We start from the raw sequence: 15,088 nt of genomic DNA on the forward strand, positions 1-15,088 counted from the left end.
GGGAAAAATCATGGTATACGGCGCGAAAGCTGACTTCCGGCAGGACATCCTCCCATTTGCGGCGCGAAAACCCAAGGATTTGGCGTGAAACCTGCCAGTTATGGCGCGAAAGGAAGGCTTTGGCGTGAAACTACTCCTCTTCGGCGCGTAACAAACGGAAAAAGGCGTGAATCCCGACGGATTCGGCGGGAAAATCATGGTATACGGCGCGAAAGCTGACTTCCGGCAGGACATCCTTCCATTGGCGGCGCGAAAACCCAAGGATTTGGCGTGAAACCTGCCAGTTATGGCGTGAGAGGAAGGCTTTGGCGTGAAACTACTCTTCTTCGGCGCGTAACAAACGGAAAAAGGCAATAAACCCGACGGATTCGGCGGGAAAATCATGGTATACGGCGCGAAAGCTGACTTCCGGCAGAACATCCATCCATTTGCGGCGCGAAAATCCAAGGGTTTGGCGTGAAATTTTCAAGTTATGGCATATAACCTCGATCATACAGCGTGAAACGATGGTTTCCTTCCCAAAGTCAGATTCAAATTTCACAAAAATAAACCTTCACTTTATGATGAACAGCCCTTTACCAACCAAATCATACTTAACTCCCAAGTCCATGTCTGTTACTTGTGTGTTTCATCCTCTACCTGCAAGATCAACACATTAACTTCGCCGATTTAATCCGCTCACCTCCCCCGCGTAATCCCGAATAGGAAAATCATCAAAAAAATAATCCTGCAAACCACACACAGTGCAGCTTGCAGGATTTGGGTGAGGTCCGTTTTTTGCCTGTCTACACAAAAAACGTAATTCACCATGATTATACAATGGTTTACAGCAGTAAAGCAATATAAAAATTACAAATTTTTAAACGTTCTAAATATTTACGTTCTTCTTTTTATTTTTTTGCAATGATGACCTTCCATTGGTCAGGTCCTTCTTCGATATATTCCCATGTAAATTGGTTTTCGCGTTCCATCATGAACTGGTAATGAAGCGGGCGCGGGTCATGGTCGTTGCTCAGTTCAAACGATTCCCCTGCCTCCAGCTGGTCAAATGCATCAAAAATGTAAGGGTGCCTGTGTTTCGGTTCAATATCAGGTGCATGGATTTTTAATTTTACGCTCATTTGTCTTTCCCCTTTCCTGTTTGGGTTGATTTTATTGTACTTCTTTGCAGACAGGCCTGCAGTGATATACAACACTTGCACGTTGTTTAACTCCTCACTGACTCATTGCCTGGCAATTGCCAGGGAAGTGCCAGGCAATTGCCAGGCACTCCCCGGACTTTTGTCTCACTCTTCTTCTGCCAGATCTTTCACCGGGAGCTGTACGTTTTCTTTGTGTGTCGGTTTTCGCAGGTTGAACAGTGCTTTGACGGCAAATATGGCGATGCCGGCTGCGCCGATCAGGAAGATGGTGTCCGGTACGGCTCGCCAGGTCAGAAGTCCTTCAACAACCGGCTGCTGCAGGAATTCAGGTGAGCGTGAAGCCCAGTAACCGTTATCGAATGCTTCTTTCAGCTGCAGGAAACCGACCGGGAGCAATGTTATGGCAACCATTCCTGCTAGCCCGATGTTAAGCGCCCAGAAGGAGAATTTAATCCATTTGTCGTTCCAGGCCGATGGTTTCACGATATTGCGCAGTGAATACATTAATACTGCCAGGCCGAACATTCCATATACGCCCATCATTGCCGCATGCCCATGTGCAGGTGTCAGGAACTGGCCGTGCTCGAAGTAGCTGACCGCCGGCAGGTTGATCAGGAAGCCAAGTACACCGGCTCCGATAAGGTTCCAGATGGCTGTGGCAATCAAAAACCAGAAAGTGGACTTGTAAGGGAAATCGACACCGCCGTCTCTCATCATTCTGTATTGTTCATAGGCTTCCAGGACTAGCAGGGTGAGCGGGATGACTTCAAGCGCTGAAAATACTGCGCCAAGGGCAATCCACGCTTCAGCGGAACCATTGTAATAGTAATGGTGGCCAATACCGATGACACCGCTTCCAAGCAGGATTGTCAGTTGGAAGTACAGTGCCCGTACAGTTGATTTTTTCGTGACAAGGTTCATCTGTACGAGCAGGAAACCGATGATGACGACTGCAAATACTTCAAAGATCCCTTCCACCCATAGATGGATGATCCACCAGCGCCAGTAGTCTGACATCGTGAAGTTTCCGCCCGGATTGATGAAGAATGCAAAGATATAGAATAATGGAACCGCAATGGCTGCATAGAACACAAGGTGGATAAGTCCGCCTTTGTCGCTTTCTTTCTTCAGCCCGCTCTTGATGCCGCGGAAAACGATGAACAGCCAGATCATCATGCCTGCTGTCAGAATGACTTGCCAGATGCGCCCCAGTTCAAGGTATTCCCAGCCCTGATGGCCGAACAGGAACCACATGTTGCCAAGGTAACCGTTGACACCGAGCCATTCACCAATCATGCTGCCGCCTACAAGGACAACGAGCGCCCAGAATAGGATATCGACGAGGAGTCCCTGTTTTTTCGGCTCATGACCGCCGACGAGGGGTGCAGCATAAATGCCCATGCCCAGCCAGGAGGTCGCAATCCAGAAAATCGCCAGCTGCAAGTGGTAGCCTTTTGTGATGCTGAACGGCAGGATATCGTGAATCCATTCTATACCGAAAAAACTGTCCGGTTCGATATAATAGTGGGCCAGCAATGCGCCAAACAGTGATTGTACAAGGAACAGAACCGTCACGATTGCAAAGTATTTCCCTGTTTTAACTTGTGACGAAGTCAACGGCTGGCTTTTCAAATCAAATTCCGGGAATTTCCCGTCTTTATAAGCTTCCTGCATTCCTAAATGATATCGATAGAAGACAAATAAAATAATAGCTACAAACAAGATCAATACAGTGACACTGGCACCGCTCCACCATACGGCGGAAAACGCCATTGTGTTGCCGGCATCTTCATAAAACGGCCAGTTATTCGTATAGGTAATATCATCATCTGTTCGATAGGTGCTTGAAAGCCATGCTGTCCAGAAGAAGAAATCTGCTATTTGTGTAATCTGATCTCCTTCAGCGACGTGGGCACGGTTTTCATCTGGCATGTGGCTTTCCTGGATGAGTCCTTCCTTCAGCCCCCAGCCATCGCCTTCCGTGAACACTTCCCGGTAATAATCACGGACACGCTCAACCCCGTATACTTGCGCATCTGTCAGCGGCAAGGTGTCTGTGGAAGAATCATAGCGATTCACCCGCATTTCTTCAATGACGGCCTCTTTTATGACGACCTGTTTTTCAGGAGCAAGATCGGCATAGTTAGCGCCATATGTTTCCTGTGCCTTGAAATCCTGCATGCCTTCTGTATAAATTTTCAATGACTCAGCTGTGTAATCCGGCCCCATGTAAGAACCGTGTCCGAGAACCGTTCCGTAATCCATCAGCCCGTACTTTTGGAAAACGCCCTGCCCACCGATGATCGATTCCTTCGACATCACTTCTTCCCCGGCCGGTCCGGTCACTTCTGCCGGGCGCGGCGCCATTCCTTTAAAGATCCAGAATCCGCCGACCAATAATACGGTGAAGCTGGCCACCAGGGTCAATACTAAAATTGACTTCAGCATGCCGTTCTTCACACCCGGTTTTTTCTCCGGTTCCAGGTGCTGTTCAAGTTTTCTGGCTTCCATCACTCTCATCTCCCTTTTGTTTTCTGAGTCAAGGTTACCACCGTTGCAAAAGGAAGAACTGTGCGCTATTTGGGAGCAACCAAGTGAAAAATATCACCAATCCGCCGTTTGTTTGTCAATCAGGTGACAGATGGCACCCTAAAGGCAAATTCTATGACATTTGTCACTTTTCTGCTCATGTGAGTCCGTTACACTAACACTAAGAACAATAAATACCTTTCCTATGATGGAAAAGCAAGAAAGGAAGGATGCAAATCAATGAACCATCATCATTCCATAAAGTCCCTTTTACAGAAAATGCATATATTCAAGGAATTGAGTGATACAGAACTTGATCCGATCCTTAATATTTCATACCCGCGCCAATTCAAGAAGCGTACGCTTGTATTCATGCAGGGCGATCCGCTTGATAAGGTATATTTCATCTACTCCGGGAGTGTGAAAATTTATAAAACGGATATGACCGGAAAGGAACAGATTGTCTCCATTTTGCAGGCGGGTGATATGTTTCCGCATGTCGGCTTTTTCCGGAAAGGTGATTATCCGGGCCACGCTGAAATCCTTGAAGATGCGACATTGATCGTCATTCCCATTGAGGAGTTTGAAAACATCATCATGACTTATCCGGACATCAGCATCAAGCTCTTCAGGGTACTGGGAGAAAAAATTGTGGATTTGCAAAACCGGCTGGAAGAACAGATTCTTTCCAACTCTTATGAACAAATCATAAAACTGCTGCTTCGTCTCTCCAAAAATCACGGTGTCGAGATTGAAGGTGGAAAATTCCAGCTGACCACCAATTTTACTAACCGTGAAATGGCGAATATGATCGGCACATCGCGTGAGACAGTGAGCCGGACACTGAATGGGTTTAAGAAAAACGGCATCATTACAATAGAAGAAAATGGCTTTTTCATTATTGATTCGGTCAGGTTGAAAGATGAACTGATTTACGGGTAGTGACCTGGTTCACTTCATCATTGACTGAGAATGAGTATAATTTTCATTAATCAAACACAGGGAGGAATTCATATGGCAGCACCATCAGTTGTTGAATTGGATGTACGCGAGGATTTATTGAATAAACGGGAGCCTTTCCAAAAAATCATGGAGGCGGTCGGTTCACTTCAGCCTGAAGACGTATTTGTCCTTCATGCGACCATCAAGCCGGTGCCTCTTATCTCGCTTATGAAGGCAAAAGGCTATAAAGCGGAAAGCGAAAAGATCGACAGCAAACATTGGCAAATCACATTCAAAAGAGGCGATTCCGATGAAGCTTGACAACAGGGGCCTTGAACCGCCCGAACCGATGATGAGGACGCTCGCAGCGCTGGAAGACCTTGCGGATGGCGAACAGCTGATCATCCGGAACGACCGCCGCCCGATGTTTTTGTTTGCGGAATTGGATGAACGAGGCTGGAGTTACGCATACGAAGAAATGAACGACAGCAGCTTTGAAATTACCATTACCAAGAACGGGTGATCGTGATGATTCCTACAGTCAACGCCAAAACGGAAACGAATGTTAAATTACCGTTTTCCTTCATTTTTTATAGCCTTGCAGCTTTCATCGTTTCCCAAATCCTTCTTCTGGCCAACAGTGATTTGATCGTCCAGGGCATATTCCGGGTTCCAGTCATCTGGGCCGCAGCCCATTTGCTGCTGCTTGGCTGGGCGGTGATGGTGACGATGGGGGCGATGTACCAGCTTATTCCTGTCGTCTTTTTGACGCCGATTTGGAATGAGCGGTTCGGTTTTGTCCAATTTGCCGTAACGGCAGCTGGCATCACCTCTTTTGCGGCAGCACTTGCGCTTTATCCGGCCGCAATTGTATGGACAGGCACACTTACCTTGATCGGCATCCTGATGTTTTTATTCCAGATGGTCATGACGATAAAATCACAGCCGAAGTGGGATATCCTGCACCTGTTCATCGCAACTGCGCTCGCCTTCTTATTTGCGGCTATCGGCATGGGCATCATGCTTGCGGTAAACCTGCAGTCAGGAGTCGGCTGGGTCAACCATGAAGCGCTTCTGAAAACCCATATCCTGTTTGGAATAAACGGCTGGTTCACACTGTTGATCTTCGGGTTTTCATATAAAATGGTACCCATGTTTTCCCTTTCGCACGGATTCACGATGAAATGGAGCAAATATGTATACAGCTTTTACATGGCCGGCCTCGCTGTTTTGACTGCTTCTTACTTTCTCAGCAGTAAATCGCTCATGCAGGCTGGAGCTGTACTGCTCCTGGCCGGATTCAGTTTTTTCCTGTATCACATAAAAGAAATTATCGGCAAACGCATCAAGAAAAAACTCGATAAGCCGTTCATGTTCTCTCTGGCGGCAGCCGTCTTTGGCTGGCTTGTACACGCGGCCGGGACGATCGCCGTTTTCACACCTGATGTGACACCAGTTATGTATGCAATTCTCATTTACCTTTATATCATGGGCTGGATCATTTTCAGCATTCTCGGTTATTTATACAAGATCGTCCCGTTCCTCTGGTGGACACACCGGTACAGCGGCGAGATGGGCAAAGCGGGAGTCCCTGCGCTTAAAGACCTCATCAATGAGAAAGCAGGTGTCATCATTTTCATCGCACTTGCGATCGCACTTGCCGGCATCAGCGGGTCAATCTTATTTACTCAGAAACTTTCATTCCTTGTTTTCCAGACGTTATTCGGCGCGGCGGTTCTCGCGTACAGCGGCACAGTCGCAAGCATTGTGAAAAAATAATCAAGGGGGCAATAAAAATGAATTCACTAGATAAGACAGTCGTTCAGGAAAGATTGAAAACGGTGATTGACCCTGAGCTTGGCATCAACATTGTAGATCTCGGCCTCATTTATGAAGTGGCAGCGGATGAATCCGGAAACCTTAAAATAACAATGACACTGACAACTCCGGGCTGCCCGCTACACGACAGCATTGTCGGCGGAGTGAAAAGCTCGCTGACTGATGTTGAAGGTGTCGCATCGGTAGACGTCAATGTCGTATGGAGTCCGCCGTGGACTCCTGACCGGATGAGTGAAGAAGCAGCCAGAATGCTGCATGGATAAACTGAAAGACTGAAAGCTCAGAGTTTATGAATCATGAAACTCTGGGCTTTTTGTTTTTTGCCAAATTCCATTAAGCATCCTTTAACGGAATAAAAATCCGGGAAAATGATAGCAGACTATTCTGGATGTTATCCGTTCCTTTCCGCTGCAGGCATTCGCTTTCCACGGGGCGACCGGGAACCTGTTCGCGCCGGTGGGGTCTTCCCTGTTCGCTTCCCCCGCTGGAGTCTCATGCCTTCCACTTAAATTCACTTAGTTTTTGAATCATTATTAGTACAGGAAAAAGGACATCTGTGTTCAACTGTCCGTTTCAAAATGCTATTGATTGAAAGTCTCTCCATCTTCCACAACCCTGTCCATTAACAGAAAATGTTTTCCACCTCCCTCTATCACTTTTTGTCCATCAAGAACAAATGCGAAAGGCGACCGCTTAGCGGCGTAAGCATAAGCCGAGGTACCGGCAGGTAGATGCTCTTTCCTTCCGGAGGGGATCACCGGTTATGACGATAGCCTCTGGCGCCTGGAGCTGGACGATTCCCTTCTGGCTCCACAATATTTAAATTTTTATAATTTCCTAAACAACAAAAATCAAGCAGGCAACCCTTTAAGGATTTCCTGCTCGATTTTTGAATTGATTTTTACTATTTTCCGAAATGCTCCGATCGAAGGAGAGTATTGAGATAGAACTGTTTATTATCCCCCGCTTACAGGAGGAATGAAAGCGACGGTATCGCCGTCTTTAAGCTCGGTGTCTTCGTCGGCATACTCCTCATTGACAGCCGTCATCGCACTTTCAAGCGTTGTAAAGCCGTACTTTTCCTTCATGATGCCGCGAAGTTCTTTCACTGATCCTGGAACAGTATCCAGTTCAACCTCATTCGTCCCTGCTGTTTCCTGCAGCTGTGCGAAGAGCAATACTTTTATCATGATAAATCACCTTCTTCTGGGCGTCCGGTCGGATAGGCGGTTTTTTCAAGCTGATCGCCGATCCATTTTTCGCCGTCTTCCCAGTGTTCTTTTTTCCAGATTGGCACAATTTCTTTGATGCGTTCGATCGCATAGCGGCTTGCCTCGTAGGAATCGGCCCGGTGCGGGGTTGAAACTGCAATCACTACTGCAATATCAGAAATCTCCAGTCTCCCGATCCGGTGTGTGATGGCTGTTTCCGCATCCGGCCATTTTTGCTTGATTTCGTCGCCTATTTGCGCAAGCTTTCTTTCAGCCATGCTTTTATAAGCGTCATATTCAAGGTGCAGGGTGCGCTTGCCTTTTGTAAACTCCCTGACGGTGCCGATAAATGTGTTGATTGCACCTGCTTCCGCCCTGAACACCTTTCTCGATACTTCTTCTATGGAAATCGGTTCCCGTATAATCAAAAAACGGTTATCGTTCATGTCATCACCCTTCCAGTTCTTTTAGAATGGATGTTAAATATTCGTCTTCTTCATTGATATGGAATACAGGCAGCTCAGACACTCCCGCAGATTGCAGGTCAAACCAGCAAATAACGGCTTTGATGTTCTCCAATTCATCAAGCAAATGAAGGTCCTCTTCGGTCCTTAACAGGACAGCTTTCGGATATGGCTCTTTTTTGTATCCTTCAATCAGGATGACATCAACCGGCAGCTGTTCGTATATCTTCAAGAAATCTCCTGGTTCCCAGCCGTTTTCACTGGCTGCACTCAGGTTCAATAAGCCTCCGCCTTCCACCAATACTGAAGAAGCACCTGCTTCCCGGTGACGGGCGGTATCTTTTCCCCGGTCTCCTATCTCCGGCATCCCGCCGTGCCCGTGATGCTTGATTGTTCCTGCTTTGACCCCTGCCGCGGACAACCTTTCTATCAGTTTCACAGTGAGTGTCGTTTTGCCGCTGTCCTGATAGCCGACGACCTGGAAAACGGGTTTTGTCATTCCCAGGGCCATTCGCTTCCTTCAAAGTCTTCAAGCAGCAGCACTTCAACCATGTCACCGGATGCGAATCCTCTTGTTCCGCCCGGCAGAATCATCAGTGAATTCGTATTGATCAGGGAAGTCACGACATTTGACTTGTCCATGCCGCTTGGTTCCACGACTGCTCTTCCATCTGAGAAGCCGATCGTGCTGCGGACGAAGCGTGTGAATGGATTTGCTTTCGGGAAATCCGCTGTCAATTCGGCCGTCACCTTTTTAAGGTGCGGTTTGTCTGTTTCAAGCATGGCCTGTATTACCGGGCGCGCATAGATTTCAAATCCGACATAGCTTGCTGATGGATTGCCGCTGAGCCCGAATAAGAGCTTGCCGTCCAGTTGGGCCACAGTTGTTACGCTGCCCGGCCTCATCGCTACTTTGTTAAATAGGACTTCCGCTCCGAGGCGTTCATAAATCGCTGGCATGTGGTCATAATCACCTACTGCCACTCCGCCTGTTGTTACCAGGCAATCGACTTCCTTAAGCATTTCTTTAACTGAATTATACGTAATATCCAAATCATCGATGAGCTGGCCGAAATATTTCACTTCCCCGCCGGCACGGACGATTTGGGATGACATCATATATGAATTGCTGTTTCGGATTTTCCCCGGTTCGAGCTCTTCGTGGACATCAAGAAGTTCTGATCCTGTCGCAAACAGGCCGACGACCGGCTTTTTCATGACAGGCACTTCCGCATAGCCGAACGTGGCGAGTACCGCTTTTATGCCAGGGTTGATTTTGCGCCCTTTTTTGACGAGGATATCGCCTTCAGTTGTTTCTGCCCCTTTGTAAGAAACATTATCTCCCGGCTTATAGCCGCGTTTGATCGACATATATGTTTTTCCATCTTCTCTGAATTCCTTCGCAAGTTCCAGCATGACAACAGCATTGGACCCTTCAGGCATCTTTGCCCCGGTCATGATCCGGATCGCCTTCTTGTCCCCGACAGCATTGCTGGCAATTGACCCTGCTCCGATTTCTTCTATCACTTCAAACGTTACCGGGTTATCCTGTGAGGCCCCTTCGGAATCCTGTGCACGAATGGCGAAACCGTCATAGGGCGCTCGATCAAAATGGGGAATATCATGATCGGCGATAATATCCTCGGCAAGGTATCTGCCGTCACATTCATTGATGGAAACGGTCTCTTTTGTACCCTTGCGTGCATATTTCATTACCTTTTCTGCCGCTTCAGAAACAGGTATCGGTTTACGGTGCAATCCCATGATTCGCTTCAACTCCTATTCAGTCACTCTTTTCCATTGTACCAGAGGTGCCGCTGCTTGATTATGACATCTTTTTAACTCTTTCCACCGTCCCTATGATCCTTAGCATGGATAAAAATGCCTATTTCCTGTTTTATGTTTGTAATAAAGAGGGAATATAGTAGACGGTATTCAATTATCGGTGCTAACTCTTTTTAGGGAAGTTCTGTTTAACTTGATGGGATTGATAACGGTGGAGAGTTGATTTGTGCTTGCTTCGATTCCCTGCCACTGACTGCGATCCGGCATAACAGTGCCTATAGAAAAGAGAACTGAGCTTACTGCTGCCCAGTTCATTTCACTTTTTCATATTCTTTTTCAAGGCGGTTCAGCGTCTCATCAAACTGCTCGCCCCAGTAATCATCAATTTCGTGGAAGATCATTTCACCATTTTTATCGATCAGTCCAAAACCGCGGAATGCTGTTTCATCGTTCCTCATGTCCATTGCTTCAATAAGTTTGAAATCAGGGTCAGATAAAAAATCCACCCTTTTGTCGTAGCGTTCATCAAGAGCGTCCGTCAATTGTTTCAGTTCACTTGGTCTATCATGGGAGATGGCATAAACATCCGCATCAAACTTGTCCAGCTTATCGAGATTTTCATGCAACTCAACTAGTTGCTGCTGACAAGTCCCTCAGGTGTATGTTGTGAAAAAAAACAGGATAACAGGTTTGTCAGCAGGGACTGTCACTTCTTCTCCATCCTGGTTTTTCAGCGTGAACTCACCTGTCTGTTCATCGCCTCCTCCACATGCGGTCAAGGCCAGCATAGCTGCAAGAATAAGTGTGAGAAAATAAAGCTGTTTGTTTTTCATGCCGTTCTTCCTTTCCTAAATACATTGACATAACATTTGAAAAATAGAATGAGGCCTTTTGCTGAATTGATAACAGCACAGTAGAGATGCTCACTTTCTGGGAACGGTCTCGAAGGGCTCGCTTACCCCATTTCATCTAAATAAAATCAATAATGGAATATAACCTGGCAATGCCGTTAAAAAGGAAGCACCCTGTTCAAAGAGTGCCTCCTTCATTATGCCTCAATCAATCCGGTACACCAAGGGCAATTTTCGCAAAACGTGACATTCTGTCTTTTGTCCACGGCGGATTCCATACAATGTCCACTTCTACATCATTCACTTCCGGCAAGTCGGAAAGCGCGCGTTTCACGTCGTTTGAAATCGTGCCGGCAAGCGGGCAGCCCATAGCTGTCAGTGTCATTGTAACCTTTGCATTGCCGTCGTCGTCCATATCGACACCGTATACAAGTCCCAGATTGACAATATCTATACCCAGTTCTGGGTCAATTACGTTTTCAAGTGCACCCATCAAACTTTCTTCCATTTCTTTTTCCATCGTGCCACTCCTTTCAATCATTGTCTTTTCCTATTATAACTGATTTTGATTTTCAATAAAAATGTACTGAACTAAAAAATCACCGCATACGCTTGTTTTACACGAAATTCACTATTGTTTCACACAGGAGGCCTGGGTAATCAATGCCTGAACAATATATCTTTTTTCATCCGAATGGAAAACGAATCGTCATTAAGGATATCCCCCGTGTACAATCAGAGAAACAAGCCTTTGCGCTTAACAGCGCCCTGCAAAAGCAAATTGATGAAATTTGCAGGTCCATCAATCCCCAGGATATATATCGGTTCACCTGGCCAGCAGATGAGACGTAAACCAATCGACTGTGTTCAGAAGGGCTTCGCGAGACACTTTATGTGCCGCCTGCGGATCCGAAATAAATTTAAGCTTCCTGCCGGGGTCTCCATAGTGATCAAGCACTTCCATGTAAAATTGCTCCGAATGGGAATATGGGACCACATTATCCTGCCGGCCATGCCATAGAAGCAAGGGCCTCTCCTGCAGTGCCTCAATATTTTGCCCGAGATCGAAACGGTCAAGCAGATCCAGCGTTTCCTGGAGCTCATTGTGTGAAATTGGAAGCTCCTCTCCATTGTTCTCCATATAACGAATTTGTTCTTCGGCGAATTTTCGATAATACGGTGATCCCATCAAGGTGACCGCTGATCTGATCCAGTCATATTGCGTCAGCGCACCGTATGTCGTGATTCCTCCCATCGAGGTGCCGGCAAGTCCGATCCGGCTGTCTATCAGCCCCTGCTCTTCAAGACGGTTCTTTATGGCGCCGATTTCTTCTATTTCATTAATCACGATACTCCAGAAAAGCGGCCCCATATCACTATTCGAAAGGCCTTTTTCATTCCGTTCCCCGTGATGCAGAGCTTCAGGAAGGACAACCCGGAACCCTTCTTCCGCCAGTAAATAGGCAAAATGCAAATTGTGTTCCTTTGCACTTGTGAATCCATGAATGAAAATGACAAGCGGAAGTTCTGAGTAAAAAGCATCCTCCGCTGCCACATGCAGTGCGGGTATGTCTGCTATCCTGTCATGTTTGATTACAATCATCGGTTCTTCCCCTTTGGTATAAATATGATTATCATTCAGCACAATTTATTTTAACGGCTGCGGGAATGTCTTGCCAGTCATTGACCCGAGATTTTCTGGCCCGTAATTCCAGGCGTCATACTGTTTCTTAAAACGGTATGTAAAGGCTATTTACATCTTTTTAAAAGTTTTCTGTTAGAACTCTTTTTAAAAAAAGGTTAAACTAACAATACCAAATATTTTAAAAAAACCAAAGAAAAGCCACTTCCATTCATAAACGGCTTTCAGGGTAATATTTACACTTTAAAATGCGAAAGCGTTTTTGCTTCCATTTTTGAAATGAGGGTGACACATTGGATAAACATTTAATCGCCGTCGACCTGGACGGCACATTGCTTACGACAGAAAAAACAATTACAGACCGCACAAAACAGGCGCTTCACGAGGCGGCAGCAGCTGGACACCATGTTGTCATCGCAACCGGGCGGCCGGTACGGGCCAGCATGCCTTATTACAAAGAACTGGGCCTTTCCACTCCGATGGTCAACTTCAACGGCGCCTTCGTCCACCATCCCGGCGATAAGAATTGGGGGATCTATCATACGCCGCTGCAGCTGAAAACAGCACGGCATATCATCGAATCTGCCAATGATTTCGATGCCAAAAATATTCTCGCTGAGGTCGTGGATGATGTCTATTTGCATAAATATGACAAAGAATTTCATGCCGTCTTTTCGATGGGAAACCCGAAGGTGACAACCGGGGACCTGCTTAAGTACCTGGCTGATGACCCAACTTCGATTTTGATTCATCCGCATGATCATAATGTGGATGAAATCAGAGAACACCTCGACACGAGGCATGCTGAGGTGATCGAGCACCGCAAGTGGGGTGCACCATGGCATGTCATCGAAATTGTCCGCAAAGGCCTCAACAAAGCAGTCGGCCTGAAGCGCATCGCCGATCACTTCAACGTCCCGAAAGACCGAATCATTGCATTCGGTGACGAAGACAACGACCTGGAAATGATTGAGTATGCCGGGCACGGCGTCGCCATGGGGAATGCAATCGATGCCTTAAAAAACATCGCCAACTCGGTAACAGCCCACAACGATGAAGATGGTGTCGCATTGATGCTTGAAGAGAAACTTGGAATCAAAACCGTGTAGGGGGGACCATCCATGCCGCTCTCTGAAAAAGGTCTGAAGCCCGGCCAGCCTTGCCCGCCCTTTTCCCTGCCTGCAATTGACGGCAGGACATACAGTCTCGAGACGTTTCGCGGAAAACCGCTTCTGCTCCATTTCATGAGGGGAACGTGGTGACCCAATTGCCGAAAGCAGCTCGGGAAGCTGCGTGAACAATATGCGACATTCAAAAATGCAGGTGTTGAGATTGCGGCCATTTTCGGCCAAAAGGCAGATATGGTGAAAAAATTTGCACAAAGCGAACCTTTCCCGTTTCCGCTCCTTATCGATGAAAACCGGAGCGAAATCAAAGCCTTCGATGTCTATCACCCAATCGGCATAGACGCTTTTAATATTGCCAGGCCAAGTACCTTTTTGATCGACGCTGACGGCCGCATCGCCTTTTCTTATATCGGCAAGAGCCAATTCGACCGGCCCGGGAACTCACTGGTGTATAAAGAAGTCCAGCCAATCCTCGGTGAGACATTCAATGACCATGACAATGGACAATGACCTAGATCATTAACCCGGACAGTGTGCCGGGTTTTCTTTTTGAATGGCTCCTGTTATTTAGAGGAAGACTAACTTTTCAGGCCGCAATCAAACTGCCGTGCCTAAAAATAGAGAATAATTGAATTTATAGGGACTGAACCCTCATTCAGTGCGTCTAATTAGTGAAAAGCCACATTTACAGGTGCTGAATCCCTGTTCAGTGCCCCTAACTAGTGGAAAGCCACATTTTCAGGTGCTGAATCCCTGTTCAGTGCCCCTAATTAGTGAAAAGCCTAATTTACAGGTGTTGAACTCTCTTTCACTCCCTTTAGTCAGATAAATCAACAAATTATGAGCATACAAACACACCCCTGATTCCCTATAAACAAGCAAAATCAACATGACAGCCACTGAACTAACATTCCTTGCCGCATCGCACATAAAAATAACGCTTTTGCCTGAAACTAACCATGCAGTACGATATGTCTTAAAACTATTCAGGAGGGATTTTGTCATGAGCAAAAGAAGCAAATCCAAGCGCTTTGTTCAACAAGGTTCTGATTCGGTCAAAAAACATTCTGAACGTTTTCCATACCGTAAGACACTCTCCGACACTGATGCTGAAATACAAGCTGAAATGATCGACCTCACCTCGCGGGGTGGCGCATAGATGGAAAACAAGCGGGTTCAGCTTGCAAAAGCAGCCGTACACCGCGCTGAAACATCCAGCCATGCCGCCATTACACCCGAGGAATTCCGTGAGGCCCGTAATAAGCTGACAGCAGCCAAAAATGACGTATCGTCTGCCATTGCAGACTCATCAAACACTGAAAGAATCTGGCTCAAGGATATGGAGAAGCGGCTGGACGACGCCCGTATGTATATCCAACAAAAAGGGAACAAGCCGAAATACTTCTGAATTGTCCGGTGCCGGAAGATGCGGTTTGCAGTGAAAGCAGCGGGGGCCGGTTTGGGCCGGAATCCCCGCTGTACTATGTTGACAGCGGGAACAACAACTGTACCAGATTGAGTTTATTGCAATTTCCGTCTTTTCTTACTATCCTATA

Annotated in this window: 20 protein-coding genes and 2 pseudogenes; 11 read left to right on the plus strand and 11 right to left on the minus strand. The window is 46.8% G+C overall.

The window, feature by feature from the left end:
• Window positions 1-316: 316 nt before the first annotated feature.
• The 3 genes from A4U59_RS03570 to A4U59_RS03580 form a co-directional block, all read right to left on the minus strand.
• Window positions 317-493, minus strand: a complete 177-nt coding sequence (locus tag A4U59_RS03570; protein ID WP_169823904.1) for a hypothetical protein — start codon at window positions 491-493, stop codon at window positions 317-319.
• A gap of 397 nt (window positions 494-890) precedes the next feature.
• Window positions 891-1,121: a DUF2249 domain-containing protein gene (locus A4U59_RS03575; protein WP_070119960.1), complete on the minus strand. Its 231-nt coding sequence runs from the start codon at window positions 1,119-1,121 to the stop codon at window positions 891-893.
• Between the two features lie 165 nt (window positions 1,122-1,286).
• Window positions 1,287-3,653 carry a nitric-oxide reductase large subunit gene (locus tag A4U59_RS03580; protein WP_070119791.1) on the minus strand — a complete coding sequence of 789 codons (2,367 nt, stop codon included), beginning with the start codon at window positions 3,651-3,653 and terminating at the stop codon, window positions 1,287-1,289.
• 258 nt (window positions 3,654-3,911) lie between these two features.
• Here A4U59_RS03580 and A4U59_RS03585 point away from each other — a divergent pair, with 258 nt between their 5' ends.
• The 5 genes from A4U59_RS03585 (at window position 3,912) to A4U59_RS03605 (ending at window position 6,715) form a co-directional block, all read left to right on the plus strand.
• The gene (locus A4U59_RS03585; protein WP_070119792.1) at window positions 3,912-4,613 is read left to right on the plus strand and encodes a Crp/Fnr family transcriptional regulator; all 702 of its coding nucleotides are present in this window, start codon (window positions 3,912-3,914) and stop codon (window positions 4,611-4,613) included.
• 72 nt (window positions 4,614-4,685) lie between these two features.
• Window positions 4,686-4,934 (plus strand): DUF2249 domain-containing protein, encoded by a 249-nt coding sequence (locus tag A4U59_RS03590; RefSeq protein WP_070119793.1) that lies wholly within the window; start codon window positions 4,686-4,688, stop codon window positions 4,932-4,934.
• Entirely contained in the window at window positions 4,924-5,136 is a 213-nt protein-coding gene (locus A4U59_RS03595) for a DUF2249 domain-containing protein (protein ID WP_070119794.1), read from the plus strand. The genes A4U59_RS03590 and A4U59_RS03595 overlap by 11 nt, the downstream gene beginning before the upstream one ends.
• A 5-nt stretch (window positions 5,137-5,141) precedes the next feature.
• Entirely contained in the window at window positions 5,142-6,392 is a 1,251-nt protein-coding gene (locus A4U59_RS03600) for a hypothetical protein (protein ID WP_070119795.1), read from the plus strand.
• Between the two features lie 17 nt (window positions 6,393-6,409).
• Window positions 6,410-6,715, plus strand: a complete 306-nt coding sequence (locus A4U59_RS03605; RefSeq protein WP_070119796.1) for a metal-sulfur cluster assembly factor — start codon at window positions 6,410-6,412, stop codon at window positions 6,713-6,715.
• Between the two features lie 693 nt (window positions 6,716-7,408).
• Here A4U59_RS03605 and moaD read toward each other — a convergent pair.
• From moaD to A4U59_RS03640, 7 genes and pseudogenes are all read right to left on the minus strand, one after another.
• Entirely contained in the window at window positions 7,409-7,642 is a 234-nt protein-coding gene (gene moaD, locus A4U59_RS03610; protein WP_070119797.1) for a molybdopterin converting factor subunit 1, read from the minus strand.
• Window positions 7,639-8,109, minus strand: a complete 471-nt coding sequence (locus A4U59_RS03615) for a molybdenum cofactor biosynthesis protein MoaE (RefSeq protein WP_070119798.1) — start codon at window positions 8,107-8,109, stop codon at window positions 7,639-7,641. Before A4U59_RS03615 ends, moaD begins: the two co-directional genes overlap by 4 nt.
• Before the next feature lie 4 nt (window positions 8,110-8,113).
• Entirely contained in the window at window positions 8,114-8,638 is a 525-nt protein-coding gene (gene mobB, locus A4U59_RS03620; RefSeq protein WP_070119799.1) for a molybdopterin-guanine dinucleotide biosynthesis protein B, read from the minus strand.
• Entirely contained in the window at window positions 8,623-9,891 is a 1,269-nt protein-coding gene (locus A4U59_RS03625; protein ID WP_070119800.1) for a molybdopterin molybdotransferase MoeA, read from the minus strand. The genes mobB and A4U59_RS03625 overlap by 16 nt, the downstream gene beginning before the upstream one ends.
• Window positions 9,892-10,223: 332 nt before the next feature.
• A pseudogene (locus A4U59_RS03630) lies at window positions 10,224-10,550 on the minus strand (redoxin domain-containing protein); the annotation flags it as partial.
• 15 nt (window positions 10,551-10,565) lie between these two features.
• Window positions 10,566-10,745, minus strand: a complete 180-nt coding sequence (locus A4U59_RS03635; protein WP_070119802.1) for a hypothetical protein — start codon at window positions 10,743-10,745, stop codon at window positions 10,566-10,568.
• 226 nt (window positions 10,746-10,971) lie between these two features.
• A complete protein-coding gene (locus tag A4U59_RS03640; RefSeq protein ID WP_070119803.1) occupies window positions 10,972-11,283 on the minus strand; it encodes a metal-sulfur cluster assembly factor in 312 nt (103 codons plus the stop codon).
• Window positions 11,284-11,426: 143 nt separating this feature from the next.
• On the opposite strand from A4U59_RS03640, the gene A4U59_RS03645 reads away from it, so the two are divergent.
• Entirely contained in the window at window positions 11,427-11,615 is a 189-nt protein-coding gene (locus A4U59_RS03645) for a hypothetical protein (RefSeq protein WP_070119804.1), read from the plus strand.
• On the opposite strand, the gene A4U59_RS03650 is transcribed toward A4U59_RS03645, so the two are convergent.
• Window positions 11,590-12,366, minus strand: a complete 777-nt coding sequence (locus A4U59_RS03650) for a prolyl oligopeptidase family serine peptidase (protein ID WP_070119805.1) — start codon at window positions 12,364-12,366, stop codon at window positions 11,590-11,592. The genes A4U59_RS03645 and A4U59_RS03650 overlap by 26 nt on opposite strands.
• Window positions 12,367-12,698: 332 nt before the next feature.
• Here A4U59_RS03650 and A4U59_RS03655 point away from each other — a divergent pair, with 332 nt between their 5' ends.
• From A4U59_RS03655 to A4U59_RS03665, 5 genes and pseudogenes are all read left to right on the plus strand, one after another.
• A complete protein-coding gene (locus A4U59_RS03655) occupies window positions 12,699-13,514 on the plus strand; it encodes a Cof-type HAD-IIB family hydrolase (RefSeq protein ID WP_070119806.1) in 816 nt (271 codons plus the stop codon).
• Window positions 13,515-13,526: 12 nt separating this feature from the next.
• Window positions 13,527-13,667 (plus strand): redoxin domain-containing protein, encoded by a 141-nt coding sequence (locus tag A4U59_RS22475; protein ID WP_083270634.1) that lies wholly within the window; start codon window positions 13,527-13,529, stop codon window positions 13,665-13,667.
• 12 nt (window positions 13,668-13,679) lie between these two features.
• Window positions 13,680-14,042 (plus strand): annotated as a pseudogene (locus tag A4U59_RS03660) (peroxiredoxin family protein); the annotation flags it as partial.
• 493 nt (window positions 14,043-14,535) lie between these two features.
• On the plus strand, window positions 14,536-14,691 hold the full coding sequence (locus tag A4U59_RS21640) for a hypothetical protein (RefSeq protein WP_169823905.1): 156 nt from the start codon (window positions 14,536-14,538) through the stop codon (window positions 14,689-14,691).
• Window positions 14,692-14,940, plus strand: coding sequence for a DUF3813 family protein (locus A4U59_RS03665; RefSeq protein WP_070119808.1), 249 nt, complete (start codon window positions 14,692-14,694; stop codon window positions 14,938-14,940).
• Window positions 14,941-15,088: the final 148 nt, after the last annotated feature.

Origin of the sequence: Bacillus marinisedimentorum (assembly GCF_001644195.2) — a bacterium.
GTDB lineage: Bacteria > Bacillota > Bacilli > Bacillales > Bacillaceae_O > Bacillus_BL > Bacillus_BL marinisedimentorum.

Bases quoted from the DNA above. Each gene is read 5' to 3' on its own strand.
- A4U59_RS03645 (WP_070119804.1), top strand. From the start codon at position 11,427: ATGCCTGAACAATATATCTTTTTTCATCCGAATGGAAAACGAATCGTC.
- A4U59_RS03640 (WP_070119803.1), bottom strand. From the start codon at position 11,283: ATGGAAAAAGAAATGGAAGAAAGTTTGATGGGTGCACTTGAAAACGTA.
- A4U59_RS03650 (WP_070119805.1), bottom strand. From the start codon at position 12,366: ATGATTGTAATCAAACATGACAGGATAGCAGACATACCCGCACTGCAT.
- A4U59_RS03600 (WP_070119795.1), top strand. From the start codon at position 5,142: ATGATTCCTACAGTCAACGCCAAAACGGAAACGAATGTTAAATTACCG.
- A4U59_RS03635 (WP_070119802.1), bottom strand. From the start codon at position 10,745: ATGAAAAACAAACAGCTTTATTTTCTCACACTTATTCTTGCAGCTATG.
- A4U59_RS21640 (WP_169823905.1), top strand. From the start codon at position 14,536: ATGAGCAAAAGAAGCAAATCCAAGCGCTTTGTTCAACAAGGTTCTGAT.
- A4U59_RS03595 (WP_070119794.1), top strand. From the start codon at position 4,924: ATGAAGCTTGACAACAGGGGCCTTGAACCGCCCGAACCGATGATGAGG.
- mobB (WP_070119799.1), bottom strand. From the start codon at position 8,638: ATGGCCCTGGGAATGACAAAACCCGTTTTCCAGGTCGTCGGCTATCAG.
- A4U59_RS03625 (WP_070119800.1), bottom strand. From the start codon at position 9,891: ATGGGATTGCACCGTAAACCGATACCTGTTTCTGAAGCGGCAGAAAAG.
- A4U59_RS03580 (WP_070119791.1), bottom strand. From the start codon at position 3,653: ATGGAAGCCAGAAAACTTGAACAGCACCTGGAACCGGAGAAAAAACCG.
- A4U59_RS03570 (WP_169823904.1), bottom strand. From the start codon at position 493: ATGATCGAGGTTATATGCCATAACTTGAAAATTTCACGCCAAACCCTT.
- A4U59_RS22475 (WP_083270634.1), top strand. From the start codon at position 13,527: ATGCCGCTCTCTGAAAAAGGTCTGAAGCCCGGCCAGCCTTGCCCGCCC.
- A4U59_RS03590 (WP_070119793.1), top strand. From the start codon at position 4,686: ATGGCAGCACCATCAGTTGTTGAATTGGATGTACGCGAGGATTTATTG.
- A4U59_RS03615 (WP_070119798.1), bottom strand. From the start codon at position 8,109: ATGAACGATAACCGTTTTTTGATTATACGGGAACCGATTTCCATAGAA.
- A4U59_RS03585 (WP_070119792.1), top strand. From the start codon at position 3,912: ATGAACCATCATCATTCCATAAAGTCCCTTTTACAGAAAATGCATATA.
- A4U59_RS03665 (WP_070119808.1), top strand. From the start codon at position 14,692: ATGGAAAACAAGCGGGTTCAGCTTGCAAAAGCAGCCGTACACCGCGCT.
- A4U59_RS03575 (WP_070119960.1), bottom strand. From the start codon at position 1,121: ATGAGCGTAAAATTAAAAATCCATGCACCTGATATTGAACCGAAACAC.
- A4U59_RS03605 (WP_070119796.1), top strand. From the start codon at position 6,410: ATGAATTCACTAGATAAGACAGTCGTTCAGGAAAGATTGAAAACGGTG.
- moaD (WP_070119797.1), bottom strand. From the start codon at position 7,642: ATGATAAAAGTATTGCTCTTCGCACAGCTGCAGGAAACAGCAGGGACG.